Origin of the sequence: Streptomyces sp. WAC06614 (assembly GCF_003949795.1) — a bacterium.
Lineage (GTDB): Bacteria > Actinomycetota > Actinomycetes > Streptomycetales > Streptomycetaceae > Streptomyces.
In genome coordinates, this window is record NZ_RPRY01000081.1 from 1 (window position 1) to 26,060 (window position 26,060).

Genomic DNA, 26,060 nt, shown 5'->3' on the forward strand with positions numbered 1-26,060 from the left:
ACCCCGCCGCGGGCCCGCCACGCGGCGCCGAAGGCCTCGGCCGCCGCCCGCGAGGCCCGGTCGCGCCCGTGCCCGACGGACACCGCCGCGATCCGGGACCGCGGCCCCGCCAGCAGCCCGAGCGCGTGCCGCCGGCCCGAGCGGACGGTGCTCACCCCGTGCCGGACCGCCCCCGCCGACCAGCCGCGCAGCGTCCGCACCGGGCGGTCGCGCGTGGTGAACACCAGCCCGTGGCCCTGCGCCAGGGGCGTCGCGGTGCCCCGCGACTGGGCCCGGGGCCGCTGTTCCACCAGCAGGAACTCCCCGCCCGTGTAGTCCGCGCCGTACGCGTCGAGGCCGATCACCACCTGCATCGGGAAGACCATGTCCCCGAAGACGTCGCGGTGCAGGGCGTTCCAGTCGCCCTCGCCGTAGCGCAGCAGGATCTGCGCCGACCGGTCCTGGCCCGCCGCGTGGCACATCGTGATCCACTCGTCCAGGTCGTCCGGCCACGGCGCCGGCCGGCCCAGCCGCCCGGCCCAGTCCCTGGCGATGCCCAGCAGGTGGGGGTACAGCGCGGCGCGCAGCGCGGCCACGGGCTCGGGCAGGTCGTGGGTGAAGTAGCGGTACTGGCCCGCACCGAAGCGGTGGCGGGCCATGTCGACCGTGGTCCGGAAGCGCTCGGTGTCCTCGTACAGGGCGCTCAGCTCCCGGCACTCGGCCGGGGTGAGCAACGGGGGTGTCTGCGCGCAGCCGTACGCGTCGAGTTCGGCGGCGACGGCGCTCCAGTCGGCCGCCGCCACCCGCCGCGCCGCCCGTTCCCGCCAGGTCCCCGCCCCCGGGGCGCCGTGCACCGCCGGTTCCGTCGTGGTCCGCTTCGTACTGGTCGTCATGGGTCCGTCTTTCCTCGTCCGGCCGGTCAGGCGAGCATGGGCTGGAGGGCGCCCTCGTGCGTGAGCAGGGCGACCTTGCGTTCGACACCGCCGGCGTAGCCGCGCAGGGAGCCGTCCGCCCCGATCACCCGGTGGCAGGGACGCACCAGCAGCAGCGGGTTCGCCCCGACCGCCGCGCCCAGGGCCCGTACCTCCTGGCGGGGGATCCCCAGGCTGCGGGCCAGCTCGCCGTAGGTCGTGGTGGTGCCGTACGGCACCTGGTCCAGGGCCTGCCACACCCGGTGCTGGAAGGCGCTGCCGTGGGGGGTGACGTACTCCAGCCCGAACCGGGTGCGCCGGCCCGCGAAGTACTCCCGGAGCTGCTGTTCGACCTCGCCGAACGCGGCGGGGGCGGCCCGGCCCTGCGGGGGGAGCGTCGCGCCGCGTCCGCCCGCCATGGACAGCGAGGCCAGGGCGAGACCGCCCGGGGCGGTTCCCGACTCCTCTCCCACCAGCAGCAGTTCGCCCACCGGGCTGTCGGTCGTCGTGAAGAGTGTCGTGACGCGTGTCATGGCGAAAGCTCCTTTCGGGTCCCTTGCGGAGGGTGCGCGGCCGGCCCCGGCCGGACGTCCCCGCCCGCCCGCCCGCTCAGCGGGCGTCGTGGAAGATCAGTCCGAGCACGGTGCGCCGCCCCGACTCCACGGCGTTGGTGCCGTGCCGCACCGGGTGCCGCCGGAAGCCGTGGGTCCCGCGCACCGGCCGGTGCCGGACGGGGAAGACCATCGCCTGGCCCAGCCCGGGCCGTACGACCACGGCTCGGGACTGGGAGCGGGGGCGCTGCTCCACGAAGACGTTCTCCCCGCCGGTGAAGTCCTCGCCCGGCTCGTTCAGCATGATCGCGACCTGGAGCGGGAAGACGATGTCCCCGTAGACGTCCTGGTGCAGGCAGGCGTAGTCGCCCCGGTCGTAGCGCAGGAGCAGCGGGGTGGGGCGCCGCTGCCCGCCCGCCGCGCACTCGTCGAGCAGCTCCCGCAGGGTCTCCGGGAACGTCCGCTCCTTCAGCTTCGGCGCCCACTGGTTGGCCATCCACGCCACCACCGGGTACAGCCGCTCGCGCAGCTGTGCCACGACCGGGACGGTGGCCGGATCGGCGAAGTACTTGTACGTGCCCCGCCCGAACCCGTGGCGCTGCATCACCACCGTGGACCGGAACAGGTCCGGCTCCTCGAAGGTGGCGGCGATCCGCGCGCACTGCTCCCGGGTCAGCAGCGGCGGGGTGAGGGCCACCCCGGTCTCGTCGAGCCGGCGCAGCAGGTCGTCCCGGTCGAGCTCCTCGGGGGCGAGCGGGCGGGCGGGGGAGGGGCGTGCGGAGAGGTTCATGGTGTCTCGATGATGGTCGCCGCCCGGCCCGCGCGCTGGCAGCTTTCCGACGTCGCGTTCGCTGCCGGCGCCCGGCCCGTGCCGGGCCCGGTCACCGGGTGGAGCCCTGCACGTTCCGGTGGATCTCCAGGGTCGCGGTGGACTTGTTGAGGGTGATGTAGTGCAGCCCCGGGGCGCCCTCCGCGAGGAGCCGCTCCGCCATGGCGGTGGCGTGCTCCACCCCGATCCGGTGGCCCTCGGCGGGCCGGTCCCGCGCCGCCTCCAGACGGGCGGCGAGGGCGGTGGGGAAGGTGGCGTCCGACAGTTCGGCGAACCGGCGGATCTGCCGTACGTCGGTGGCCGGCATGATCTCCGGGATGATCGGGGTGTCGCAGCCGGCCGCCGCGACCCGGTCCCGCAGCCGCAGGTAGTCCTCCACGTCGAAGAACATCTGGGTGACGGCGTAGTCGGCCCCGGCCCGGCACTTGGCGACGAAGTGCCGGATCTCGCTCTCCCAGTCCGGCGAGCGCGGGTGCCGCTCGGGGAAGGCGGCGACGCCCACGCCGAAGTCGCCCAGCTCCCGGATCAGGGACACCAGTTCGTGGGCGTACGTCAGCCCCTGCGGATGCCGGACCCAGGGGCCGCGCGGGTCGCCCGGCGGGTCCCCGCGCAGCGCCAGCACGTCCCGCACGCCCGCCTCGACGTACTGGCCGACGACACGGCGCAGCTCGTCCACCGAGTGCCCGACGGCGGTCAGATGGGCGATCGGGCGCAGCGTGGTCTGCGTGGCGATCCGCCGGGTGACCTCCACCGTGCGGTCCCGGGAGGAGCCGCCCGCGCCGTAGGTGACGGAGACGAACGAGGGCGCCAGGGCCTCGATCCGGCGGATCGCCTCCCACAGGGCGCGGGCGCCGTCCGCGGACCGGGGCGGGAAGAACTCGAACGAGAACGACCGGATCCCCGAGTCCAGGAGCTGCCGCAGTGTCATCGGCCCTGCCGCGGTCGCCGGTGCCGGCGCGGTCGCCGGTCCTGTCGCGGTCGCCGTGGCCGCCGTCACGGCAGCTCCGCCAGCAGCGGCTCCAGCGCGCCGGCCGCGTCGGGGCCGTAGGCCTGTCCGATCCGCCGCAGCAGCTCCGACGGCACCACCTTGTACTCCTGGGTGCCGACCGTCTCCAGGACCAGCGTGGCCAGCGCGCAGCCCAGCAGCGCCGCCGTCCCCAGCGGCAGCCGGCGCGCCACGGCGGCCAGCAGCCCGGACCGGAAGGCGTCGCCGACGCCGGTCGGGTCGACGGCGCCCGCCGTGGGCAGGGCCGCCACGCGGCGTGCCGGACGGTCCCGCGCCAGCAGTTCGGCCCCGTCGGCGCCGAGGGTGCACACCCAGGTGCCGACCCGGTCCAGCACCTCCTCGCGCGTCCACCCGGTGCGTTCCAGCAGCAGGGCGGCCTCGTAGGCGTTGGTGAACAGGAACCGGGCGCCGGCGACCAGGTGCCGGGTCTGCTCCCGGTCCAGCCGGGCCAGCTGCTGGGAGGGGTCGGCCGCGAACTCCAGGCCCAGCCGACGGCACTCCTCGGTGTGCCGCAGCATCGCCTCCGGGTCGTTGGGGGCGATCACCACCAGGTCGGGCCGCCCGGACCGCTCCGCGACCGCCGCCAGCGAGATGTGCCGGGCCTCGGCCATCGCCCCCGCGTAGAAGGTGGCGATCTGGTTGTGGTCGGCGTCGGTGGTGCACATGAACCGGGCCGTGTGCAGGGTCCGGCTCAGCCGCACCGCGCCGGTGTCCACCCCGTTGGCGCCCAGCCAGGCGGCGTACTCGCCGAAGTCGTGGCCGACCGCGCCGACGAGCACCGGGGCCAGCCCGAGCCGGGCCAGGCCCACCGCGATGTTCGCGGCCACCCCGCCGCGCCGGACCTCCAGGGTGTCGGCGAGGAAGGACAGCGAAATCTGGTCGAGCCGGTCGGGGATCAGCTGGTCCTTGAACCGGCCGGGGAAGACGGTCAGATGGTCGGTGGCGATCGAACCGGTGACTGCGATGCGCACGTCGGGCTCTCCTCGGGAAGGGCGGGAAGTACGGCGGCCGGTCAGCGGCCGGCGACGGCCTTGAGCTGCTCGACGCGGTCGGTGCGCTCCCAGGTGAAGTCGGGCAGCTCGCGGCCGAAGTGGCCGTAGGCGGCGGTCCGGGAGTAGATCGGGCGCAGCAGGTCGAGGTCGCGGATGATGGCGGCCGGGCGGAGGTCGAAGACCTCGGCGACGGCCTGCTCGATGCGGTCGGTGGGAACGGTGTGGGTGCCGAAGGTCTCCACGAACAGGCCCACCGGCTCGGCCTTGCCGATGGCGTACGCGACCTGGACCTCGCAGCGGGCGGCCAGCCCGGCGGCGACGACGTTCTTGGCGACCCAGCGCATCGCGTACGCGGCGGAACGGTCGACCTTCGACGGGTCCTTGCCGGAGAAGGCGCCGCCGCCGTGGCGGGCCATGCCGCCGTAGGTGTCGATGATGATCTTGCGGCCGGTCAGGCCGGCGTCGCCCATCGGGCCACCGATCTCGAAGCGGCCGGTGGGGTTCACCAGCAGCCGGTAGCCCTCGGTGTCCAGCTTGATGCCGTCCTCGGCCAGTTGCTTGAGGACGTGCTCCACGACGAACTCCCGGACGTCCGGGGTCAGCAGCTTCTCCAGGTCGATGTCCGAGGCGTGCTGCGAGGAGACGACCACGGTGTCGAGGCGGACGGGCTTGTCGCCGTCGTACTCGATGGTGACCTGGGTCTTGCCGTCCGGGCGCAGGTAGGGGATCGAGCCGTCGCGCCGCGCCTGCGTCAGCCGCTGGGAGAGCCGGTGGGCCAGTTCGATCGGCAGCGGCATGAAGGTGGGGGTCTCGTCGGTGGCGTAGCCGAACATCAGCCCCTGGTCACCGGCGCCCTGCCGGTCCAGCTCGTCGACCTCCCCGCCTGCGGCGGCTCCCTCGACCCGGGACTCGTAGGCGGTGTCCACGCCCTGGGCGATGTCGGGCGACTGGGCGCCGATCGACACCGAGACGCCGCAGCTCGCGCCGTCGAAGCCCTTGGCGGAGGAGTCGTAGCCGATCCCCAGGACGGTCTCGCGCACGAGCTGCGCGATCGGCACGTACGCCTGCGTGGTGACCTCACCGGCGACGTGCACCAGGCCGGTGGTGACGAGGGTCTCCACGGCGACGCGGGAGGTCGGGTCCTCGCGCAGGAGCGCGTCGAGGATGGTGTCGCTGATCTGGTCGGCGATCTTGTCGGGGTGGCCCTCGGTCACGGACTCCGAGGTGAACAGACGACGGGACATCTACAGATCCTTCGGCTCGTCGGAAGCGGTCAGCGCCCGGGCGACCAGCGCCGGGGCGGCGCCGGTGTAGGCGGCGGGGTCGAGCAGGCGGTCCAGGTCCGCGCCGGTGAGGTGCGCGGTCACCTCCGGCAGCCCGCCCAGGACGGCCGCCAGCGGGCGGCCCTCCCGGACGGCGGTCAGCGAGGCCGCGGACAGCAGTTCCTTGGCACGGGAGCGGCCCAGCGCCGGGGCGAGCACAGCCGCCAGGCGTTCGGTGACCACCTGACTGCCGGTCAGACCGAGGTTGCGGCGCATCCGCCCGGGGTGGACGGTGAGCCCCTCGGCGAGCTCGGCGGCCGTCCACGCGGCGCCCCCGGCCAGCCGCAGGCACTCGCGCAGCAGCAGCCACTCGGCGTGCCAGGCGCCCGCCGGCCGCTCGTCCTCCGCGACCAGGCACTGGGTCAGGCCGGCGGCCAGCACCGGGACCTGGAGGGCGGCGCTGCGGATCAGCGTGGACAGCACGGGGTTGCGCTTGTGCGGCATGGCCGAGGACCCGCCCCGCCCGGCCACGTCCGGCTCGGCCACCTCCCCGACCTCGGTGCGCACCAGGACCTGCACGTCGACGGCGAACTTCCCGAGCGCCCCGGCCACGAACCCGAGCGCCGCCGCCACGTCCGCGACGGGGGTGCGCAGCGTGTGCCAGGGCAGCCCTCCGGGCACCAGCCCGGTCTCCGAGGCGAACGCCTCGACGAGCCGCCCGGCGTACTCCTGCCGGTCCTGCGGGCCCGCCCCCGGCCCTGCGCCCCCGCCGGGGGCACCTGCTCCGGCGTACTCCAGGTAGCCCGCCAGGGTGCCGGCCGCCCCGCCGAGGGAGACCGGCAACGACGCGCGGACCGCGTGGACCCGGTCCGCCGCGTCCAGCACCAGCCGGCGCCAGCCGGCGGCCTTCAGCCCGAAGGTGGTGGGGACCGCGTGCAGGGCCAGGGTGCGTCCCGCCATCACGGTGTCGCGGTGTTCCGCGGCCAGCGCGCCCAACGCCCCCGCGGTCCGCGCCAGATCGTCCCCGATCAGCCCCAGGGCCCGCCGGCACACCAGCATGGTCCCGGTGTCCAGCACGTCCTGGCTGGTCGAGCCCCGGTGGACGTACTCCGCCGCCCGGGGCGAGCGCGCGGCGACCACCTCGGTCAGCGCCCGCACCAGCCCCACCACGGGATTGGCGGTCTCCCGCGCGGCCACGGCCAGCGCCCGCACGTCGAACAGCTCGGCCCGGGCGGCCTCGGTGACCGCCTCGGCGGCGGCCGCCGGCACCGTGCCCAGCCGCGCCTGCGCCCGGGCCAGCGCCGCCTCCGCGTCGAGCACGGCCTGCAGCCACGCGGTCTCGCCGACGGCCTCCTCGACGGGCGTGCCCACCCGCACCGGGGACAGCAGCCCGGCGTCCGGGCCCCCGTCGAACGCGCCCGCCGGCCCCGTCACGAGATCACCTCCACCAGCGCCCCGCCGGGCCGCACCCGGTCCGCGGCGTGCGGGACCGGCGCCGGCGCGGGGGCCAGCGCCAGCAGCGCCCGCGCGATGGCGTCGGAGTCGCCGAGGATCACCGAGTTCACGCCCGGGCGGATCCCGGCCGCCGTCACCCAGTGCACGGACTCCGTCGGGACCCCGTACGCGAAGCGCCGCGGGTGCACCGTGCCGTGCACGTCCACGGTCCGGTACGGGCGCCGGGTGACCGCCAGGCCCCCCGACTCGTACGTGGTCCCGCAGTTGCCCTCCAGCCGGTACGGCGCGACCTGCCCGCCGGCCAGCAGCCGGCGCAGCAGCGCGTCCCCCGTCCGCCGCAGGTCCGGCTCCGGCAGCCGCGCCTCGATCAGCACCTTCGCCCGCACCGGCGGGGCGTCCACGCTGCGCGAACGGGCCGAGAACGCGGGCCCGTCGTCGCCCGTGGCGATGGTGAGCTCCATACCGGGCCCGAGGACGTCGACCACCCCGGCCTCGATCAGCGCGTGCAGCTCCTCGATCCGCGACACCGGCGGTCCGATCGACAGGAAGGCGTTGAGCGGGGTGTACCAGCCCTGGAGGTCGTCCCGGTAGGAGTTGCCCTCCAGACCGCCGTGGTCGACCGCCAGCCGGATCTCGTTGCGCAGGTCGCGCAGCACGTCCAGGGCCGCCTTCAGCGGCCCGCTGACGTTGCCGGCCCGCGCCTCGCGCATGTCCCGCGCCAGGTAGTCCAGCAGCCACCGGCGGAACGCGGCCCGGTCGGCGAACCGCCGCTCGCCCGTGGGCCGGGCCAGCGCGTCCCAGTCCCAGCGGACCGCGGCCTCGATCCCGTGCGCGTCCAGGAGCTCCCGCTCGCCGGCCCCGGCCGGCGCCGCCAGGTAGGCCCGGGTGAACGCCGGGGCCTGCGCCCCGCGCCCCCGGGAGACCAGCAGCGTCCCGTAGTAGACGCTCTCGACCTCCTTGGCGATCAGCGGCCACAGGTCGGTGGCGAAGTTGACCCGCTCGCCGTCGCGGGCCCGCCGGTGCAGCGCACCGATCGCCTCCGCGTCCAGCAGCCGCGGCTCGTACCGCCCGTGCGGTCCCTTCTCGTTCTCCCCGCGCGCGTGGTACGGGATCCCGCGCCGGGACCCGGCGTGGATCCGCGGCTCCTGGCCCGAGGGCAGGTAGACCAGCCGACCGCCGCGCCGGACGAAGGAGCCGCCCCGGCCGCGGGTCAGCAGGGCCATCTGGTCGAAGAAGTTCAGGCCCAGCCCGCGGACCAGCACCGGCCGCCCCGGCTTGACCGCCGACAGGTCCAGGTCGGCCGGGTTCGCCGGCGGTACGTACGCCAGCCCGTGCGCCGCCGCGGCCCGCGCCCAGGCGGTCTCCCTGGCTGAGGGCCGGGCCGGCAGGTGCCCCTGCGCCAGGACCACCGCGTCCAGGCCCGCCAGCCGCGTGCCGTCGGCCAGCACCAGCGTCTGCGGCCCGCCCGGTCCCGTCGCGTCGTCCTCCAGCGCCACCGCCCGGGTGCGGTGCTCGACGAGCGCGCAGTGCGCGGGCGCCGCCGCGCGCACCCGGTCGAAGACGTACTCCAGGTAGCGGCCGTAGAAGGCCCGGGTCGGGTACGTGTCCGGCCGCAGCTTCCGGGCCTCCGCCCGGGTCGCCGCGTCGTACTGCCCCGCCGGTGCGGCCGGCACCACGTCGCGCGCCCACTCGTACAGGCTCGGCCCGGGCTCGACGGGCCCGTCCATCTCCACCGTCGCATCGGTGAACACCGTCACCTGCGAGGCCACCGTGTTCATCAGCAGCAGCCGCGACTGGGAGGTGCGCCAGACCCGGCCCGCGCCCGCCGGGTACGGGTCGACCAGGTGGACCACGACCGGGCGGCGGGCGCCGGCCGCCCGCTCGTTCGCGCAGAGGCGCTCCAGCACCGACAGGCCGCGCGGCCCCACTCCGACGATGCCGACGTGCAGTGCTGCCGGACTCATGCCGCCTCCCCCGCCCCGGCCCGTCCCGAGCCGGTCACCAGTGCCACGAGTTCGCCCGGATCGGCGGGCAGCCGGTCGCCCCGCCACGCCACGTGCTGGTCGGGGCGGACCAGCACGAGGTCCCGCCCGTACAGCTCCCGGGCCTCGGGCAGGTCGACGTCCAGCACGGCCAGCGGCATCCCGTGCGCCTGCGCGGCCGCCTCCAGCGGCTTGCTGTCGGGCGTGCCGCCGCCCAGCCGCAGCAGGGTGAAGCCGGTGCCGAACCGGTCGAAGAGCGAGGCGCCCGGCCCGTGCCACTGCTCCAGCCACAGGTGCGGGGCCCGCCCGCCGGGCACGCCCGACGGGGTGTACGTGCCCCAGGAGTCGGCCGGCGGTTCCCCGTCCGGCCACACGACGGGCGAGCCGTCGTACCGGGCCCCCAGCTGGACGCCCAGCGAGTGCGTGCGCTCGCCGTAGCAGCGCAGCAGGTCCCCGACCCGGGCCCGGGTCCGCTCGCCCTCGGCGCCCTCCTCCTCCAGCGCGGCGGGGCGGTCGACGGCGCCGAGCCCCGCGTTGAGCTCGCGCGCCGCGGTGGTGTTGCGCCGGGCCACCGGGCGCCGCTCCGCCTCGTAGGAGGCGAGCAGCCCGGGGCCGCCCCAGCCCTGCACGGCCGCGGCCAGCTTCCAGGCCAGGTTCGCGGCGTCGTCGACGCCGGTGTTCATCCCGAACCCGCCGTTGGGCGTGAACAGGTGGGCGGCGTCCCCGGCCAGCAGCACCCGCCCCACCGTGAACCGCTGCGCGACCAGCGCCGCGCCCGGCGTCCACGGCCGGTGCCCGAGCACCTCCACCGGCAGCGCCGTGCCGGCGGCCCGGCGCACCAGCTGCGCGAGCCGTCCGGCGTCGGCGGTGTCGGGATCCACCGAGCTGGTGAGCAGGAAGAACTCGTCCTCGCCGTTGAGCGCGATCAGGTTCATCACCAGCTCGCTGTTGAGCGCCCAGTAGCTCCACGCCCGCCGCCCGGTCATCACGTCCCGGTGGAAGGTGGGCAGCCGCAGGTGCGCGGCGGTCGCCCGGCGCCCCAGCACCTCCTGGTCGAGGCCGCCGTGCCCGTCGTAGTGGACGCCCAGGCTCCGGCGCACGAAGCTGCGCCCGCCGTCGCAGCCGACGGCGTACCGGGCCCGCCAGCGCTCGGGCACCCCGCCGGGACCCTCCGCGGTCAGCGTCACCCGGTCGGCGTTCTGCTCCAGGCCGACGACCGTGCGGCCGGTCCGCAGGGTGATCCTCGGCCGGGTGCGCACGTGCTCGTACAGGAAGCGCTCCACGTACATCTGGTTGGCGCGGTGCACCGGCTCCGGCGTCTGGTCGGTGGCCGGCGCCTCGGCCACCTGGCGCATCCGCAGTCCGCGCGAGGCCAGCGGCAGCCGGGACAGTTCGTGACCGTGGTAGCGGGTGAAGTAGGCGATGTCGGCCGGGTGTTCGGCCGGCAGACCGAGCCGGCGGATCGGCGCGGCGATACCGAGGCGGCGGTAGTGCTCCATGGTGCGCGTGTTGTGGGTGTTGCCGCGCGGCTCGTGGTGCTCGCCCTCGGCCGCGTCGAACACCACCGACCGCACGCCGTGCCGGTCCAGGAACAGCGCCAGCATCAGCCCGACCGGACCGCCGCCGACGACGGCGACGGGCGTGTGCAGGTCCTCGGTCATGACCGCCGGCCCCCCGTACCGGCCGCGGCGGACGCCGCCCCGTGCCCGAGCGCCGTGCGCAGCCCCTCCTCCAGCGTCCGCGCAGGGTCGGCGCACACCGACAGCCGGCGCATCGCCACGAACCCGTCCGGCCGGACCAGCACCGCGCCGTCCTCGTCGTGGCCGCGCAGCCGGTGCCAGTCGCCGTCGGCGTCCCACGGTCCGCCCTGCGCCCCGACCGCGTACGCGTCGATCGTCACGCCGTAGCGCTCGGCCAGCCGCTGCGCCGCGTCCCGCCACACCTGGCCGCGGGCCCCGGCGAACAGCAGGAACGAGCCGGGCACCCGGTGCAGCCGGTGCGTGGCCACCCGCACCCCCTCGTGGTGCAGCCAGGCGTGCGGCAGCCGGGAACCGGGCCGGGCGGCCTGCGGGTAGAGCAGGCCCAGCGGGTCCACCTGCGGGCGCGGGGTGCCGTCGGGGCTGACGAAGCCGGCGTCGGCGTAGTCGTAGCCCATCTCCAGGCCCAGGTGCGCCGTGGTGATCCGGTTGGTGTCGAAGTACTCGCGCAGCACGGCCCGGCGGGTCGCGCCGTCCGGGGTGTCCGAGAACAGCGCCGTCATCTGGGCGCGGTTCCACTCCGGGCGGGCGCCGGGCACCACCCCGGTGCCGGCCGTGAACGCGATCTGGTTGAACAGCGAGAACAGCGCCCGCTCCACGACGCGTTCGGCCACCGGCCGGCGCTCGGCCTGGTAGCTGTCGAGCAGTGCCCCGTCGGCCTGGCCGCCCAGCACCAGCGCCAGCTTCCACGCCAGGTTGTGGGCGTCCTGGACCCCGGTGTTCAGTCCCAGCGCGCCCGACGGCGGGTGCCGGTGCGCGGCGTCCCCGACCAGGAAGACGCGGCCGGAGCGGAAGTCGCGCGCGACGGTGCCCTCCACCGGCCACCGGCTGATGCTCTCGACCTCCATCGGGTGGTCGTCGGGCAGCTTCAGCGTGCGGCGCACCATCTTGACGATGGTCTCGTCGTCCAGCTCGGCCGCGCCCTGCGCGCCCGGCGGCCGCGAGAACATCAGCGTCCACTCCTGCGAGTGCCGGCCCCAGCGGCGCGGCCCCATGGGCACCACCCCGCAGTGCTCCAGCGTGCCGTCGTCCGAGAGGCTGGAGACCCGGTTGACGACGGCGTCGTCGTACGGGATGAACGGCGAGAAGTCCGCGCGGACGTGCAGGTTGATCCACTCCAGGAAGGTCGGGGTGCCCTCCATCGGGATGCCCCGCATCCGGCCGACGGTCTTGCCGCCGTCCGCGGCCACCACGTACGCGGCGCGCACCGTGGACGTCCGGCCGGTACCGCGGTCCAGGACGGTCGCGGTGACCCCCGAGGCGTCCTCGGCCAGGTCCAGCAGCTCGTGGTGGAACAGCAGCCCGCCGGGCGCCCGCTCCTCGGCGTGCCGGCGCAGCAGCGGCTCCAGCCAGCGCTGGCCGAGGTTGGCGTGCGGCTGCGCGGAGGCCCGGGCGTAGCGCTCGGCCAGCTCCCCGCCGCCGTACGCGGCGGCGCGGTGCAGCACCTTGCGGTCGTAGGGCTCGTCCCCGCCGAGGCTGGACAGCCACACCATCGCCCCGGTGTTCTCCAGGGGGGAGCCCTCGCGGTAGATGTCCTCGGCCACCCCGTGGTGGTGGAAGATCTCCATCGTGCGGGCGTTGAGGATGTGCGCCTTGGGCTGCACGGAGGTCGAGGGGTGCCGTTCCACCAGCAGCGACGGGACGCCGAGGTCGGACAGGGCGAGGGAGGCGGTCAGTCCGGAGCCCCCACCGCCCACGATCAGTACGGGCACCTCGCGGTCGGCCGCGGCGGGCCGGGGGTGTGCGTTCATCGGGATTCCTCCTTCGCCGGGTCCGTCGCCGGTGCCACGACCAGCAGGCTGGTCTCCAGGGCCAGTTCGCGGACGGCCTCCAGGCGCAGGCCGGCGCCGTCCAGCAGGGTCCGGTAGCCGTCGAGGGTGCGTTCCCGGCCGCCCGCCGCCATCAGCAGGTGCAGGTCCCACAGGAGCGGCAGCAGCGCCGAGCCGTCGGTGGGCACGACCCGTTCCACGATCAGCAGCCGGGACGTGGCGGGCATCGCCGCGCGGACGGTGGCCAGCAGCCGCACACAGGCCTGGTCGTCCCAGTCCTGCAGCACCCGCGACAGCAGGTAGACGTCGGCGCCGCCGGGGACCTCGGCGAAGGCGTCGCCGCCCACCGTGCGGTGCCGGCCCGGGCCCAGCGCCCGGGTGAGCTGCTCCTCGGCGACCGGGACCACGTGCGGCAGGTCGAACAGCACGCCGTGCAGCTGCGGGTGGGCGGCCAGCAGCGTGGCGAGCAGCGATCCGGCCCCGCCCGCCACGTCCACCACGGTCCGGGCGGACGAGAAGTCGTACGCCCCGAGGACGTCCTGGAAGAACACGTTCCCGGCGTTCATCGCCCGCTGGAACTTCGCCGCCGCCTGCGGATCGGCGGCCAGGTGCCCGCGCAGGCTGGTGCCGAACGCGTGCTGGAAGCCGGAGACCCCGGTACGGACCGCGGGGACGACGGCGCCCCAGGCGCGGTGGAACTCGTCGCCGTAGATCACCGCCATGTCCCGCATGGAGCGGTCGTGGTCGCCGCGCAGCAGGTCCCCGACCTCGGTCAGCCGGTACCCCTCGTCGGGTCCGCCGGCGTACACGCCCATCGCGGTCAGCAGCCGCATCAGCCGTTCGACGCCGTCCTTCCCGGACCCGGTCGCGTCGGCGAGCGCGGCGGCCGTGGTCCGGCCGGCGTGGATGTGGTCGGAGAGGTCGAGTACGGCGGCCGCGTGGAGCGCCTGGGCCTGCCAGGCACCGGTGAGAACGTCCACCACGCGCCGCGCGGGATGCCCGTCGGCCATGTGTCGAGCCTTTCGGTATCGGATCGTTCGACGTCGTGCGTCGTGCGTCGTGCGTCGTGCGTCGTCGTCGTGCTCGTGCTCGTGCGTCCTGCGTCGTGTCGTGCGCCGTGCGCCGTGCGCCGTGCGTCGCGGGTCCGGCTACGGAGCGGCCGGCAGGGCCGCCTGGAGCGGTGCCCCCGCGGCCTCCTCCCCGGCCGCCCCGGCGTGGTCGTGGGCCACGGCCCCGCCCGGCTCCCGGCGCAGCACGTCGGCGTGGACCTCGCGGAGCCTGCGCTTGAGGACCTTGCCGGTCGGCCCGGCCGGCAGCTGGGACCGGTCCGCGGCCACGATCAGCGCGGCGAGCGGGGCGAGCCCCTTGCGGGCCAGCGCCACGTTGCACTGGTCGAGCAGACAGCGCGGGGAGCGCGCCACGTCGTCGCGGAAGAGCACCACCGCGGCGGGCAGCGCGTGCCCGGGACTGCCGGGGTCGGACACGGCGACCACGGCGGCGTCCAGCGCCTGGGTGGTCAGCAGCACCGACTCCTCCAACGGCAGGCTGTAGACCGGCCCGTCGGCCGTCCGGATCACGTCCGGGGTGCGGTCCAGGTGGTACCAGCGCCCGTCGGCGTCCCGCCGGACCACGTCCCCGGTGAGGAAGTAGCCGTTGCTCAGGGACTCCCGGCCCAGCGTGGGGTCGTCCCAGTAGCCCGGGGTCACGCTCGGCGTGCGCACGCCGAGCAGCCCGGCCTCCCCGTCGGGCACCGGCTCGCCGTGCTCGTCCAGCACCGCCGCGTCCCGGACGGCCTTGACCGGGCGGCCGATGAGCCGGCCGTACTCCGTGGTCGCGGGCGTGTACACGGTCCGGAAGAGCACCATCCCCATCTCCGAGGACCCCAGCCCGTCCACGTAGCGCGAGCCCGCCACCCGCCGCCGTCCCTCGCGCCGGATCCCGAGCGCGGTCAGCGGCCGGATGTGCCGCTCGTGCGAGGCGTCGCCCATCCCGTTCCACGTGTGGATGGACTGGGCCGCGTACGGGGTCACCTGGGCGACGTCGATCTCGGCCAGCGTCAGCGGGAAGCCGAGCACGAACGTCGGCCGGAACCGGTTGACGGCCCGCGCCACCGACGCCCCGTCCGCCCCGTCCAGCACGAGCGTGGGGATGCCGAGCAGCAGGGCCATGCTCAGGTAGCTGATGCCCGCCGAGTGGCTGTGCGGCAGCGCCGTCAGCATCCGGTCCGACCGCAGCGAGGGGAACGTCCACAGCCGCTCGCGCTTGCCGTCGAAGAACGACGCGTGGGTGAAGACCGGGGCCTTGGGACGCCCGGTGGTGCCCGAGGAGTGCGAGATCATCACGAGGTCGTCGCCCTCGTGGGCGTACGGGAACCCGGGCATCGGCCCGGACGGACGCGGTGCGCCCTGGTGGATCCGGCGGACGTCCTCCGTCACGAGGTCCTTCGCCCAGGAGCCGCCGCTGCCGGGCCGGGCCCGGACGCCGGCGGTCGCGGCCAGCAGGTCGGCGTCACCGACGAGCACCGTGGTGCGGGTGCGCCGGAAGTACTCGGCGGCCGTCTCCGGGGCCATGTTCGGATTGCAGTGCACCGCCACCGCGCCGAGGCCGGTGATCGCGATGTGGTGCAGCAGCCCGTACAGGCCGTTGCGTGTGTGGACGCCGACGTGGGTGTGCGGCAGGACGCCGTGGGTGCGGTACCAGTGGGCGTAGCGGACCACGGTGACCCGGATGTCGTTGAGGGAGTACCCGGGCAGCTCGCCCTCGTCCCAGGTGTCGGAGGTGACGTCGGGGTGGAACAGCAGCGGCCGGTCCCGGTCGGCCGCGACCCGCCAGGCGTGCCAGAAGAAGTTGCCCGCGCCCAGCCGCCGGTCGGCCGTCAGGCGCAGACGCTGGAGGGCGGAGCGCTGGGTCCCGAAGATGTTCATACGTGTGCCTCTCTCGTCCTTCGGCGGTCACGATGGGCGTCCTCGCCGCGGCCCCGCGCCCGGTCGCGGCCCCGGCCGGCACCCGGGCCCCGGCCCGGGACCGGGGTCATGTGCGTGCGCAGCCACGCCCGCAGGGCCCGGCCGCGGATGTCCGCGGGCAGGTCCCGGCCGGCCTCCGGGGCCTCGCGGAGCAGGGCCGTGAGCTGCCGGCCCAGCGCCGGGTCGGCCACCGGCGCGGGCGCCCGGTCGAACCGCTCGCGCAGCCGGCGTACCAGCGGCTCGGCGTCCGGCTCGCCGTCCGGCCCGCCGAGCACCGCGCAGACGCCGTCCGGTGTGGTGGCGGCGAGCACCGCACCGGTGCCGTGCACGGCGAGGGCGTAGCGGATCGCCACCCCGCGCCCGCGGTCGCGGAACACGGTGGGGGACATCCCCAGCAGGTCCCGCGCCACGGCGTAGAAGTGCGCCGTGGACTCGAAACCGGCCTGGTAGACGGCCTCGGTGACGGTCCGGGCCGCGGGCAGGGCCCGGCGCAGCCGCTCGGCCCGGCAGGCGGCCGCGTACGTCCCCGGGGTGATGCCGGTCGTGGCGGTGAACACCCGGTGCAGGTGGAACCGGCTGAACCCGCTCGCGGCCGCGAGCTCCGCGAGCGCCGGCGGCGGCCCCGGGGCCTCCAGCAGCCGGCACGAACGGACCACGGCCGCCGTGCCCGCCGCCGCCCGCCCCGGCCCGTCGGGCAGGCACCGCCGGCAGGGCCGGAAGCCGGCCCGCCGGGCGGCCTCCGGGCCCGGGAAGAAGACGGTGTTGGCCCGGTGCGCGGCACGGGCCCCGCACGAGGGGCGGCTGTACGTACGGGTCGTCAGCACGCCGTAGCAGAAGGCCCCGTCGGCCCGCCGGTCGCGCCCCGCCACGGCCGCCCACCGGGCCTCGTCGTCGGCGAAGGGTTCCTCGTGGGTCACGCGGACCCCCCGCCGACGACGGCCGGAGCCCGGCTCACTTCTCCAGGCAGAACTCGTTGATCGGGTAGCCCACGTGCCGGTCCTCGACCGGCAGGTAGCCGAGCACCTTGTCCCCGGGCTTGAGCTCGGTGCTGTTGAGCACCGTGCCGCCCGGGCCGAGCACCCGTACGTGCCAGTCGTCCTGGAGGATCAGGTTGGCGGTGCGCCCGTCGGGGCCGACGGCGTCGATCGAGATCAGTGGACGGCTCTCGATCTTGACCCGGCCCACGGTCACCAGCCGGGTCTTGCCGTGGATGTCCACCGCGGTGATCTTGCTGCCGGCCTTGAGCTCGCTCAGGTAGTTCGTCCGCTCGTCCTTGCCCAGCGTGTACGAGTGGATGGCGCCGGCGTTGACCCGGAAGGGGCGGGTCGGCATGTAGGGCAGCGGGTGGGTCTCGCTGACGCACAGGATCATGCCCTTGGAGGTCGAGCCGACCAGGATGCCCTCGTCCTCGCCGAAGTACGTGGCGGTGTCCACGCACGCCCGGTCGCCCATGCCCACGTGCGCGGTGGCGGTGACCTCCAGCTCCACCAGCTCCACGTCGGCCACGCCCGCCTCGGCGGCCCGGCGCAGGGCGGTGGCGTCGCCGACGGCGGCGGGCGCCATCAGCACGCCGTCCGAGCCCAGTTCCAGGACGCCGAAGATGATCTCGGCCTCCTCCACGTCCTGAGCGACGGTGACCAGGCTGCCCTCGGACCGGGCCCCGGCGGCGATCACGATCTCCAGCGGGATCTTGGTCGGGTCCCGGAACCACAGCAGGCTCCACTTGTCGGTCCGCGCCGACTGGCAGGCGTCCTCCAGGGTGTCGGCGTCGACGATCTCGACGTAGCGGCCGAACTCCACGTCCGGGTGGCGCAGCGCCAGCTCCGCGGGCTCGCCGTGCTTGGCCGGTTCGACGATGACCACGTCGGCGGGGCCGAAGTCCTCGGGCAGCGGCTGCCCCTGGGGGAAGAGGACCTTGCGGACGGTCGGCGGCAGGCCGGCCAGGTCCGCGGGGTCGGCGGCGAGGACGCCGTCCACGCGCGCGTGGATCGCCTCCTCCACGACCGCTTCCTTCGCCGATCCGACCGAACGGATGTCGATCCAGCTGAGCTTCACAGAACACCTGCCATTCGCGAGGAGGTTGCGGGAACGAGCGGACCGCCGGAGCCGTGCAGGATCTCGGCCAGTTCGAGGACGGTCGCGCGGGGGTCGGGAGAGCCGAAGACCCGGCGGCCCACGGCCAGGCCGCTGCAGCCGACGGACAGCGCCGAGACGGCGAAGTCGGCCAGGCTGGAGGTCCCGTCGCCGCCGCCGGCCACGATGATCGGCAGCGGCGAGCTGGCGACGACCTCGGCCATCCGCTCGACCGGCGAGGCGAGCACCGTCTTGACGATGTCCACGCCGAGGTCGGCGGCGATGTTGACGACGTGCGAGAGCAGCACCGGGTCGTACGGGTCGCTGACCCGGGGGCCACGGGGGTAGATCATGGCGAGCAGCGGCATGCCCCAGCGGTCGCAGGCCGCGGCGACCGAACCGAGGTCGGCCAGCTGCTCGGACTCGGTGTCCGAGCCGATGTTCACATGGACGCTCACCGCGTCCGCGCCGAGCCGGATGGCGTCCTCGACGTCCCCGACCAGGACCTTGGCGTTGACGTCGGGGCCGTGCGCGGTGCTGGCGCTCAGGTGCACCAGCAGGGAGCGGTCCGCCAGCAGTTCGGGATCGAGCACCCGGGCCCGCCCCTTGTGGACGACGATGCCGTCGGCGCCGCCGGCGACCACGTCACGGACCAGCCCGTCGAAGTCGCGGGCGGTGGTGATCGGGCCGTCGGAGACCGAGTGGTCCAGCGGGACGAAGAGGAAGCGCCCGTCCCCGTGCCGGGACAGCCTGGCCAGGCGCATTGATTTTCCGGTGGAGGACGTTCTCGTCATCGGGAACTCCCTGGTGCGACGGATGCGGGCGGGTCGGGGGCCGTTCAGGCCTTCTTGCGGACGAGGGTCACGCCGTCGCCGATCGAGAGGATCACCGCTTCCACGCGGGGGTCGGCGGCGACATGGGCGTTGAACGCGCGCATCGTGGCGCCTTCGCCCTCGGGGTCGTTCACGACGGTGGAGAACCACAGCACGTTGTCGACGAGGATCGCCCCGCCGGGACGCATGCGGGGCACCAGCTCCTCGTAGTAGTCGACGTACCCCTCCTTGTCCGCGTCGATGAACGCCAGGTCCCAGTCGGAGTCGGCCGGCAGGGAGCGCAGGGTGTCCAGGGCCGGGCCGAGCCGCAGCTCGATCCGGTCGGCGACGCCGGCGGCCTTCCAGCCCTCCTGCGCGATCGCGGTCCACTCCTCGTTCACGTCACAGGTGAGCAGGTGCCCGTCCTCGGGCAGCCCCCGGGCGATGGCCAGCGCCGAATAGCCGGTGAACGTACCGATCTCGATGGCCTTGCGGGCGGACATCAATTGTGTGAGAAGGGTGAAGAACGTGCCCTGCGGAGTTCCGATCTGCATACGCGACCGTTCACCGACCGTGGCCGTGCTCTCCATCAGCCCGCGTTGTGCTTCGTCGACCGGAAGACTGTTCTCGACGATGTATTCGTACAGCGCCTCTGATACCAATTTCGGCCTCATGCGCAAGAGCCTGTCAGGGCCCGCACCAGAACCGCCCCAGAAACAATACAGAGATCTGGAACCATACCTTCCCGAGCAATGGAAAAAGGGGTGGCGCGAGCCACCCCTTTTCCTTTACGCCCGCCCTGCGGGAATCGGCGGTCCTACGGGAATCAGCGGTGCCAGGCCGCCACCTCGTCCGGCAGCGGCTCCAGCTCGGCCGTCTCGCTGGGCCTGCGGTGCATGTACTCCGGGTTGCAGCCCTGGTAGCCCAGCAGCCGCGCCACCGGCGCCAGCACCCCGAACAGCACCCGCTGCACGGGCCACGGAGGCGTGGTGAACCGCAGGACGTCGTCGAACTCCAGCGTGGTCACCGCCTGCTGGAGCAGGTTCGGCATCCCCTCCGGGCCGGTCCGGCCGTCCTGGGCCAGGCCGAAGAGCTGACGCAGCACCAGCTGCTCGAACCGGTCGGCCCGGCCCCGCAGCTCACAGATGTGCCGCGACTCCTCCCCGCCGGCGTTCCACCAGCGGTGCTTGGCGCCCGGCGGGATCAGGATGCTCTGCCCGGGCCGCTCCAGCACCACCTCGCGCCCGTCGACCGAGAAGCCGACCCGCCCTCTGACCAGCGTGAAGCGTTCCTCACTGAGCGGGTGGACATGGGCCCCGGAAACCGCCCCGCCCGGTTGCACGTACACGTCCATGACGGTCCGCTCGCCACCGGTCTGCGCGGCCGGCGTACGGATCACCACACGCTCCCGGCACCGCGGGTTCTCGTAGACTTCTCCCTGGCTGACGGCCATGCTGGGCCTCCCCTTCGTCGCGACGAGCGCGTCGCCTTAGGCAGTTCAGAGCCGTGCACCGCCGCTCACGTCGATGACCTGGCCGGTGATCCAGCGGGCCTGCTGCGAGGCCAGGAAGGCGACGACGTCGGCGACGTCCTCCGGCTGCCCGACCCGGCCCAGGGCGCTCTGCTGCGCGACGTACTGCGCCGCCTCGGGATTTCCGCGCAACCAGGACGCGTTGACGTCCGTGTCCAGGGTTCCGGGCGAGACCGCATTCACCGTGATGCCGCGCTCACCCAGTTCCTTCGCCAAGGTGAGGGTGAGGGTGTCCATCGCTCCCTTGGTCAGGCTGTAGGCCGCGACTTCGGGAAACGCCATGCGTGTGACGGCTGAGGACACATTAATCACGCGCGCCCCGTCACGCAATCTTCCGAGCCCCTGCTGAATGAGGAAGAACGGAGCCCGGACATTGACCGCGAACATTCGCTCGTAGTCCTCGGGCTTGGTCTCCGCGAGTGTCGCCCGGACCGACCACGCTGCATTGTTGACCAGGATGTCGACACCGGATTCCGCACCGGAATCCCGTATTCCCTCGTCGAATGCCGCCCAGAGCTGCTCGGCCCCGTCGGGCGCCGAGAAGTCGGCCCGTACGGCGAACGCGGTACCGCCCGCCGCCCGGATCCCGCCGACCACCTCGGCCGCCGCCGCCTCCCCGGAGGCGTAGTGCACCGCGACCACCGCGCCCCGCCCGGCGAGCCGTTCGGCCGTCGCCCGCCCCACGCCGCGGCTGGCGCCGGTCACCACCGCCACCTTCCCGGTCAGCTCCGTCATCGCGCACCGCCCGCGGTGGCGGCCGTACGGCCCCGGCCCAGGAACAGCCACACGATCACCGCGGAGGCCATCAGGAACAGCGCGTTGACGAGCACGCCCGCGTGCAGGCCGCCCAGCACCGCGTCCGTCGCCGACTCCGTCTCCTCCAGCGCCGACGTCCGCGCCGAGATGACGGCGCTGACCACCGGGATGCCCAGCGTGATCGCGATCTGCATGCTCATCGTGGTCAGGCCGGTGGCGAGCCCCTGCTCCTCGTCCGGCAGCCCCGACGTCGCGGTCACCATGTACGACACCAGGCTGTACGCGTGCCCGAAGAAGCCCACCGCCAGGGCCGCGAGGACCAGGACCACCCCGGTGCTGCCGTCGTTCAGCAACAGCAGCACCGCGTAGCCGACGGACTGCACCACCAGCGACAGCGCCAGCACGGCCGGCGCCCCGATCCGGGCCAGCAGCCGCGGCGCGATCGTGCCGCCGACGATCGTCAGGATGCCCGGCAGACCGATGGCCACACCGGTGGTGAACGCCGAGAAGCCCAGCACCTTCTGCATGTACAGCGTGGTGGAGAAGGAGATCGCGGTCGCCATGGCGATCGAGGCGAAGCCGCCGAAGTTGCCCCAGCGGACCGTGGTGCGCCGCAGGACCCGCACCGGCGCGAGCGGGTTGGGGCTCCTCAGCTCGATGAACCAGAACGCCACCAGCAGCACCACCGACGCGCCCAGCCACAGGTACACCGCCGGCTCGGCCCAGCCCTGGTGGCCGGCGGTGGTGATGCCGAAGACCAGCGCCAGCAGACCACCGGTGACGGTCACCGCGCCCGGCACGTCCAGCCGGGTCCGCGCGCCCGAGCGGCCCTCGGGGATCACCACCAGCGTGCCGATCAGCACCAGCAGCGCCACCGGCACGTTGATCAGGAACGACCAGCGCCAGCTGAACAGCTCCGTCAGCGCGCCGCCCAGCAGGGCGCCCGCGCTGAACCCGCCGCCCAGCAGGGCCCCGTTCAGCCCGAGCGCCCGCTGGCGCAGCGGACCCTCGGGGAAGGTCGTGGTCAGCAGCGACAGCGCCGACGGCACCGAGATCGCCGTCGCGACGCCCTGGGCGACGCGCGCGGCGACCAGCACCGTCGAGGACTGCGCCAGACCGCCGACCAGCGAGGCCGCGGCCAGCAGCACGATGCCCAGCAGGAACACCTTGCGCCGCCCGAACAGGTCGGCGATCCGGCCGAACAGCAGCGTGAACCCGGCGGCCGGCAGCGCGAAGCCGGTGGTGATCCACTGCAGACTGTCCAGCGAGAAGCCCAGCGAGTCGCCGATCACCGGCAGGGAGACGGTCAAGATGGAGAAATCGGCGGCGAGCATGAACTGGGCACCCAGCAGGACCGCCAGGGCCAGTTTCTGCTGACCGGTCATGCGCTCGGCCACGGCAGCCGCGGGGGCCCGTGTGCCGGTCATCTCCTCCACGTCGGACATTGCTTTCCCTTCACCTCGTGGGCCAGTTCGCTGGCCTGCCCAGGTGGAACACCGGCGGTCGCGCAGGGGTTGCACCAGGCCCGGGCACGGTGAATTCGACGGCAAGATCCCGAACGCCGCCGCGGGCGCGGCTGGTTAGCGTCACCCGTACAACCGGCACGAAAGGGGAAACGGGGACATGAGGACACCGAAGGGCACCCGCACCGCACTGGACCGCCGCGGCTTCCTGGCCGCCTCCGCCGCGGGCGGCGCGGCCGCCCTGACCGGCGCCACCGCGGGCCCGGCCGGCGCGGCCGCCGCCGGCGCCGCCGCCGAACCGCCCGTCGTGGTCCGACCCGGCGACCGCCGCTACGCCGACCTGGTCCGCGGCTGGAACCAGCGCTGGGTCGCCTCGCCCGAGGCCGTCCACCTCGTCCACACCCCCGCCCAGGCCCTGGACGCCGTCCAGCACGCCGTCCGCACCGGCCGCCGGCTGTCCTTACGCAGCGGCGGCCACTGCTACGAGGACTTCGTCTTCCACGCCGGGACCGAGTACGTCGTGGACGTCTCCGGCATGGACAAGGTCACCTACGACCCCGCGCACCGCGCCTTCTCCGTCGAGTCCGGCGCCCGCCTGCTGGACGTCTACGAGACCCTCTTCCGCACCTGGGGCGTCACCGTCCCCGCCGGGATCTGCTTCTCCGTCGGCGTGGGCGGCCACGTCAGCGGCGGCGGCTGGGGCATGCTCTGCCGCCGTGACGGACTGGTCGTCGACCACCTCTACGGCGTCGAGGTCGTCGTGGTCGACGCGTCCGGCACCGCCCGCCTGGTCACCGCCACCCGGGAGCCCGACGACCCGCACCGCGCGCTGTGGTGGGCCCACACCGGCGGCGGGGGCGGCAGCTTCGGTCTGGTCACCCGCTACCTCTTCCGCAGCCCCGGCACCCCGGCCGGCCCGCCCGCCGCCCAGCTGCCCGCACCCCCCGCCGAGGTCCTGCTCAGCGCCGTCTCCTGGTCCTGGGAGCAGCTCGACCGGGCCGACTTCACCGCCCTGGTCGACCACTACGGCCGCTGGCACGCCGAACACAGCGCGCCCGGCACCCCGTACGACGGCCTGTGCAGCTACCTGGTCCTGGGCCACCGCTCCCAGGGCACCGTCACCCTGGTCACCCAGATGGACGCCACCGCCCCCGACGCCCCGGCCCGCCTCGACGCCTACCTGCGGGCCGTCACCGAGGGCGTCCGCGCCCGCCCCACCGCCCAGGAGCGCGACGCCGGCGAGCACCCGGCCCTGCCCGGCTTCGCCACCCCCCGCCGGATCCCGTGGCTGACCGCCACCCGCCACCTGGGCACCACCAACGGCCTGGTGAACGACCCCACCCTGCACAGCGACTTCAAGTCGGCCTACCTGCGCCGGCCCTTCACCCCCGCCCAGCTCGCCTCCCTCCACGACCACCTCACCCGCGACGGCGCCAACCCCACCGCCGGCGTCACCCTCAGCTCCTTCGGCGGCGCGGTCAACGCCGTCGCCCCCGACGCCACCGCCTCCGCGCACCGCGACAGCGCCTTCAAGGCCCTGTGGACCATCTGGTGGCAGGACCCGTCCGAGGAGGCCGGCTGCCTGGCCTGGATCCGCGAGGCCTACGCAGCGGCCTTCGCCACCACCGGCGGCGTCCCCGTCCCCGGCGAGGCCGCCGACGGCGCGTACGTCAACTACCCGGACGCCGACCTCGGCGACCCCCGCCACAACCGCTCCGGCGTGCCCTGGCACCAGCTGTACTACAAGGACAACTACGCCCGCCTCCAGCAGGTCAAGCAGGCCTACGACCCCGGTGACGTCTTCCGCCACCGCCAGTCCGTACGGCTGCCCGGCCGCTGAGACCGGCCCCGGCGTGCCCGTGCAACCCTCCGAGACCTTCCGGTGTTCTGACCTGTGATGGACGACATGGCCGAGCAGCTGACCGAGCGCCTGGCGGTGGACCTCGACGACGGCTTCACGGAGCTGGTGCGGGTCCACGCCACGGCGGTCCGCGCGTTCCTGTTCCGGGTCACCGGATCCGCCGCCGAGGCGGACGACCTGGGACAGGACACGTTCCTGCGCGCCTACACGGCGCTGCGGGGCTACTCCCCGGCCCGGCGCCGCGCGCTGCGGCCGCGGGCCTGGCTGATGACCATCGCGGCGAACGTCTGGCGCAACCACGTCCGCGCCGGCGTACGCCGCCCGGTGTCCGCGACCACGGTCGAGGACGCCTGCCAGGCCTGGCCCGACGACCGTCCGGGCCCGGAGGAGCGGGCGTACCACGCCGAGGACCGCGGCCGCCTGGTGTCCGCACTGACCGAGTTACCCGAGAACCCCCGGGTCGCGGTCGTGCTGCGGCACGTGGTCGGCCTGAGCTACGGCGAGATAGCCGAGGCCCAGGGGTGCCCGGTCGGGACCGTGAAGGCACAGGTGTCCCGGGGAATCGGTAGCCTGCGTCAGCTGCTGGAGGCCGAGGACCCACCCACCAGGGAGGTGTTGAGTTGAGTACGAACGACGAGGGCACCGCCCCTTCGCGGCACGACCTGGAGAGCGCGCTGGCCGACCTCACCACCCCCGCACCGGTGGACTTCGGTCTGCGCGTGCTGCGCCACGTGGGGATCTCACCGCAGAAGTACGACCGCTACGTCGAGCTCGACACGGACGCCGGCGGCCTGTACGTGGCCTTCAGCCCGCACGCGATCACCGGCGCCACGCTGGTGACCATGGTCGTCAGCACCGAGATGTTCGAGGAGATGCACTGGTGCCGCACCCGGCGGACCGCGATCCGGTCCACCGCGCCGTTCCCGGGCCTGCGCCCGGCCGTGCGCACCGGCCGTGCCAAGCAGCTGCCGATCGACTTCGGCCCGCTGGACGCCGGCCACCGCGCGGTCCTGGAAGCCGTACGGACCGTGCCGAAGGGGCAGCTGCGGCCGATCGGCTGGATCGCCCGCGAGGCCGGGGTCCCCGGTGACCCCGAGCTGGTCACCGCGGCCCTCGCGGCCAACCCGGTGACCCTGCTGGTGCCGTGCCACCGGATCACCTACGACGACGGCTCGCCGTGCGACGCCGCGTACCTGCCCGGCACGGGCAGGGCGCTGCGCGCGGCCGAGGACATCGACATGGACCGGCTGGCCCGGCTCTCGCAGGACGGCGCGGTGCTGCTGGGCAGCGAGACCACCCACATCTTCTGCCACCCGACCTGCGCGCACGCCCGCCGGATCACCCCGCGCCACCAGCGGCCGTTCGCCAGCGCCGGGGCGGCCCGCCGCGCCGGCTTCCGCGCCTGCCGCAGCTGCCGCCCGGTCACCACCTGAACACCCCGAGGACACCCCCGTGACCGACCCCGCCACCCACCCCGACGGAAGGACCTCCGCCATGCCCTCCGCCGACCCGCTCCGCCTTCCGCCGAGGGCGGTCGGCGTCGTGACCGTCAGCCATCCGACCCCGCTGGGCACGCTGACCCTGGCGGCCACCGGCGACGCCCTCGTCCACTGCGCCTTCGGTACGCCCGGCACCGCCGGGCGCCGGCTCGCCGAGCTCCCCGAGGTGGCGCCGGGATCCGCCGCCGCGGCCGGCCCGACGGCCGTCCTGGACGAGGCGCGCGCGCAGCTCGACGCCTACCTCAGCGGCCGGCTGCGGGAGTTCACCCTCCCGCTGGACCTGCGCCTGGTCACCCCGTTCGTCCGCGAGACGGTCTCGGCGCTCGACGCCTTCGTCCCGTACGGCAGCACCCGCACCTACGGCGAGCTCGCCGAGCGGCTGGGCCGGCCCCGGGCCGCCCGGGCGGTCGGCACCGCGCTCGGCAACAACGCGCTGTGCGTGGTGCTGCCCTGCCACCGCATCGTCGGGGCCTCCGGCCGGTACACCGGCTACGCGGGCGGCGCCGCCGCCAAGCAGTACCTCCTCGACCTCGAAGCCGCCTGAGCCGCCCCCCCCGCACGGCCCTCGGGCCGCCCCGAACGGGAGCCGGTGGGCCACATCCCCCGTAC

The 26,060-nt window shown here is 74.6% G+C and carries 22 protein-coding genes and 1 pseudogene; 4 read left to right on the forward strand and 19 right to left on the reverse strand.

Annotation, left to right across the window (positions count from 1 at the left end; translation table 11 throughout):
- Positions 1–110: 110 nt before the first annotated feature.
- The 19 genes and pseudogenes from EF918_RS13805 to EF918_RS13895 form a co-directional block, all read right to left on the reverse strand.
- Positions 111–782 (reverse strand): annotated as a pseudogene (locus EF918_RS13805) (2OG-Fe(II) oxygenase); the annotation flags it as partial.
- Between the two features lie 116 nt (positions 783–898).
- Positions 899–1,423, reverse strand: a complete 525-nt coding sequence (locus tag EF918_RS13810) for a methylated-DNA--[protein]-cysteine S-methyltransferase (RefSeq protein ID WP_125645344.1) — start codon at positions 1,421–1,423, stop codon at positions 899–901.
- Between the two features lie 76 nt (positions 1,424–1,499).
- The gene (locus EF918_RS13815) at positions 1,500–2,231 is read right to left on the reverse strand and encodes a 2OG-Fe(II) oxygenase (protein WP_125645346.1); all 732 of its coding nucleotides are present in this window, start codon (positions 2,229–2,231) and stop codon (positions 1,500–1,502) included.
- Between the two features lie 91 nt (positions 2,232–2,322).
- Positions 2,323–3,198: a methylenetetrahydrofolate reductase [NAD(P)H] gene (gene metF / locus EF918_RS13820; protein WP_125645348.1), complete on the reverse strand. Its 876-nt coding sequence runs from the start codon at positions 3,196–3,198 to the stop codon at positions 2,323–2,325.
- 65 nt (positions 3,199–3,263) lie between these two features.
- Positions 3,264–4,247 carry a carbohydrate kinase family protein gene (locus tag EF918_RS13825; protein WP_125645350.1) on the reverse strand — a complete coding sequence of 328 codons (984 nt, stop codon included), beginning with the start codon at positions 4,245–4,247 and terminating at the stop codon, positions 3,264–3,266.
- A gap of 41 nt (positions 4,248–4,288) precedes the next feature.
- Positions 4,289–5,512, reverse strand: coding sequence for a methionine adenosyltransferase (metK, locus tag EF918_RS13830; protein ID WP_125645352.1), 1,224 nt, complete (start codon positions 5,510–5,512; stop codon positions 4,289–4,291).
- Positions 5,513–6,964: a lyase family protein gene (locus EF918_RS13835; protein ID WP_125645354.1), complete on the reverse strand. Its 1,452-nt coding sequence runs from the start codon at positions 6,962–6,964 to the stop codon at positions 5,513–5,515. It abuts the gene before it with no gap.
- Positions 6,961–8,949, reverse strand: coding sequence for an FAD/NAD(P)-binding protein (locus EF918_RS13840; RefSeq protein ID WP_125645356.1), 1,989 nt, complete (start codon positions 8,947–8,949; stop codon positions 6,961–6,963). The genes EF918_RS13835 and EF918_RS13840 overlap by 4 nt, the downstream gene beginning before the upstream one ends.
- Positions 8,946–10,628, reverse strand: coding sequence for an FAD-dependent monooxygenase (locus EF918_RS13845; protein ID WP_125645358.1), 1,683 nt, complete (start codon positions 10,626–10,628; stop codon positions 8,946–8,948). The genes EF918_RS13840 and EF918_RS13845 overlap by 4 nt, the downstream gene beginning before the upstream one ends.
- Complete coding sequence (locus EF918_RS13850) at positions 10,625–12,475, reverse strand: FAD-dependent monooxygenase (RefSeq protein WP_125645360.1); 1,851 nt, start codon at positions 12,473–12,475, stop codon at positions 10,625–10,627. The genes EF918_RS13845 and EF918_RS13850 overlap by 4 nt, the downstream gene beginning before the upstream one ends.
- The gene (locus tag EF918_RS13855; RefSeq protein ID WP_125645362.1) at positions 12,472–13,503 is read right to left on the reverse strand and encodes a methyltransferase; all 1,032 of its coding nucleotides are present in this window, start codon (positions 13,501–13,503) and stop codon (positions 12,472–12,474) included. Before EF918_RS13855 ends, EF918_RS13850 begins: the two co-directional genes overlap by 4 nt.
- A gap of 138 nt (positions 13,504–13,641) precedes the next feature.
- The gene (locus EF918_RS13860) at positions 13,642–15,417 is read right to left on the reverse strand and encodes a class I adenylate-forming enzyme family protein (RefSeq protein WP_125645364.1); all 1,776 of its coding nucleotides are present in this window, start codon (positions 15,415–15,417) and stop codon (positions 13,642–13,644) included.
- The gene (locus EF918_RS39050) at positions 15,414–16,373 is read right to left on the reverse strand and encodes a bifunctional transcriptional activator/DNA repair enzyme AdaA (protein WP_125645366.1); all 960 of its coding nucleotides are present in this window, start codon (positions 16,371–16,373) and stop codon (positions 15,414–15,416) included. The genes EF918_RS13860 and EF918_RS39050 overlap by 4 nt, the downstream gene beginning before the upstream one ends.
- Before the next feature lie 34 nt (positions 16,374–16,407).
- Positions 16,408–17,511 carry a 3-dehydroquinate synthase II gene (locus EF918_RS13870; protein ID WP_125645368.1) on the reverse strand — a complete coding sequence of 368 codons (1,104 nt, stop codon included), beginning with the start codon at positions 17,509–17,511 and terminating at the stop codon, positions 16,408–16,410.
- Positions 17,508–18,323, reverse strand: a complete 816-nt coding sequence (locus EF918_RS13875) for a 2-amino-3,7-dideoxy-D-threo-hept-6-ulosonate synthase (RefSeq protein ID WP_125645370.1) — start codon at positions 18,321–18,323, stop codon at positions 17,508–17,510. Before EF918_RS13875 ends, EF918_RS13870 begins: the two co-directional genes overlap by 4 nt.
- Before the next feature lie 44 nt (positions 18,324–18,367).
- Positions 18,368–19,015, reverse strand: a complete 648-nt coding sequence (locus tag EF918_RS13880; RefSeq protein WP_125645372.1) for an O-methyltransferase — start codon at positions 19,013–19,015, stop codon at positions 18,368–18,370.
- A gap of 152 nt (positions 19,016–19,167) precedes the next feature.
- Positions 19,168–19,794, reverse strand: a complete 627-nt coding sequence (locus EF918_RS13885) for a cupin domain-containing protein (protein WP_125645374.1) — start codon at positions 19,792–19,794, stop codon at positions 19,168–19,170.
- Between the two features lie 45 nt (positions 19,795–19,839).
- Positions 19,840–20,607: an SDR family oxidoreductase gene (locus EF918_RS13890; RefSeq protein ID WP_125645376.1), complete on the reverse strand. Its 768-nt coding sequence runs from the start codon at positions 20,605–20,607 to the stop codon at positions 19,840–19,842.
- A complete protein-coding gene (locus tag EF918_RS13895; protein ID WP_260610169.1) occupies positions 20,604–22,073 on the reverse strand; it encodes an MFS transporter in 1,470 nt (489 codons plus the stop codon). The genes EF918_RS13890 and EF918_RS13895 overlap by 4 nt, the downstream gene beginning before the upstream one ends.
- 178 nt (positions 22,074–22,251) lie before the next feature.
- Between EF918_RS13895 and EF918_RS13900 the strand changes: the two genes are divergently transcribed.
- The 4 genes from EF918_RS13900 (at position 22,252) to EF918_RS13915 (ending at position 25,995) form a co-directional block, all read left to right on the forward strand.
- Positions 22,252–23,931, forward strand: a complete 1,680-nt coding sequence (locus EF918_RS13900) for an FAD-dependent oxidoreductase (protein WP_125645378.1) — start codon at positions 22,252–22,254, stop codon at positions 23,929–23,931.
- 66 nt (positions 23,932–23,997) lie between these two features.
- Positions 23,998–24,576, forward strand: a complete 579-nt coding sequence (locus EF918_RS13905; protein WP_260610170.1) for an RNA polymerase sigma factor — start codon at positions 23,998–24,000, stop codon at positions 24,574–24,576.
- A complete protein-coding gene (locus EF918_RS13910) occupies positions 24,573–25,385 on the forward strand; it encodes an MGMT family protein (RefSeq protein ID WP_260610171.1) in 813 nt (270 codons plus the stop codon). The genes EF918_RS13905 and EF918_RS13910 overlap by 4 nt, the downstream gene beginning before the upstream one ends.
- Positions 25,386–25,404: 19 nt before the next feature.
- Positions 25,405–25,995, forward strand: coding sequence for a methylated-DNA--[protein]-cysteine S-methyltransferase (locus EF918_RS13915; protein WP_260610172.1), 591 nt, complete (start codon positions 25,405–25,407; stop codon positions 25,993–25,995).
- Positions 25,996–26,060 lie beyond the last annotated feature (65 nt).

Coding starts and splice junctions, on each gene's coding strand:
- EF918_RS13810 (WP_125645344.1), bottom strand. CDS start 1,423: ATGACACGCGTCACGACACTCTTCACGACGACCGACAGCCCGGTGGGC.
- EF918_RS13815 (WP_125645346.1), bottom strand. CDS start 2,231: ATGAACCTCTCCGCACGCCCCTCCCCCGCCCGCCCGCTCGCCCCCGAG.
- metF (WP_125645348.1), bottom strand. CDS start 3,198: ATGACACTGCGGCAGCTCCTGGACTCGGGGATCCGGTCGTTCTCGTTC.
- metK (WP_125645352.1), bottom strand. CDS start 5,512: ATGTCCCGTCGTCTGTTCACCTCGGAGTCCGTGACCGAGGGCCACCCC.
- EF918_RS13840 (WP_125645356.1), bottom strand. CDS start 8,949: ATGAGTCCGGCAGCACTGCACGTCGGCATCGTCGGAGTGGGGCCGCGC.
- EF918_RS13845 (WP_125645358.1), bottom strand. CDS start 10,628: ATGACCGAGGACCTGCACACGCCCGTCGCCGTCGTCGGCGGCGGTCCG.
- EF918_RS13850 (WP_125645360.1), bottom strand. CDS start 12,475: ATGAACGCACACCCCCGGCCCGCCGCGGCCGACCGCGAGGTGCCCGTA.
- EF918_RS13855 (WP_125645362.1), bottom strand. CDS start 13,503: ATGGCCGACGGGCATCCCGCGCGGCGCGTGGTGGACGTTCTCACCGGT.
- EF918_RS13860 (WP_125645364.1), bottom strand. CDS start 15,417: ATGAACATCTTCGGGACCCAGCGCTCCGCCCTCCAGCGTCTGCGCCTG.
- EF918_RS13875 (WP_125645370.1), bottom strand. CDS start 18,323: ATGACGAGAACGTCCTCCACCGGAAAATCAATGCGCCTGGCCAGGCTG.
- EF918_RS13880 (WP_125645372.1), bottom strand. CDS start 19,015: ATGAGGCCGAAATTGGTATCAGAGGCGCTGTACGAATACATCGTCGAG.
- EF918_RS13885 (WP_125645374.1), bottom strand. CDS start 19,794: ATGGCCGTCAGCCAGGGAGAAGTCTACGAGAACCCGCGGTGCCGGGAG.
- EF918_RS13890 (WP_125645376.1), bottom strand. CDS start 20,607: ATGACGGAGCTGACCGGGAAGGTGGCGGTGGTGACCGGCGCCAGCCGC.
- EF918_RS13895 (WP_260610169.1), bottom strand. CDS start 22,073: ATGTCCGACGTGGAGGAGATGACCGGCACACGGGCCCCCGCGGCTGCC.
- EF918_RS13900 (WP_125645378.1), top strand. CDS start 22,252: ATGAGGACACCGAAGGGCACCCGCACCGCACTGGACCGCCGCGGCTTC.
- EF918_RS13905 (WP_260610170.1), top strand. CDS start 23,998: ATGGCCGAGCAGCTGACCGAGCGCCTGGCGGTGGACCTCGACGACGGC.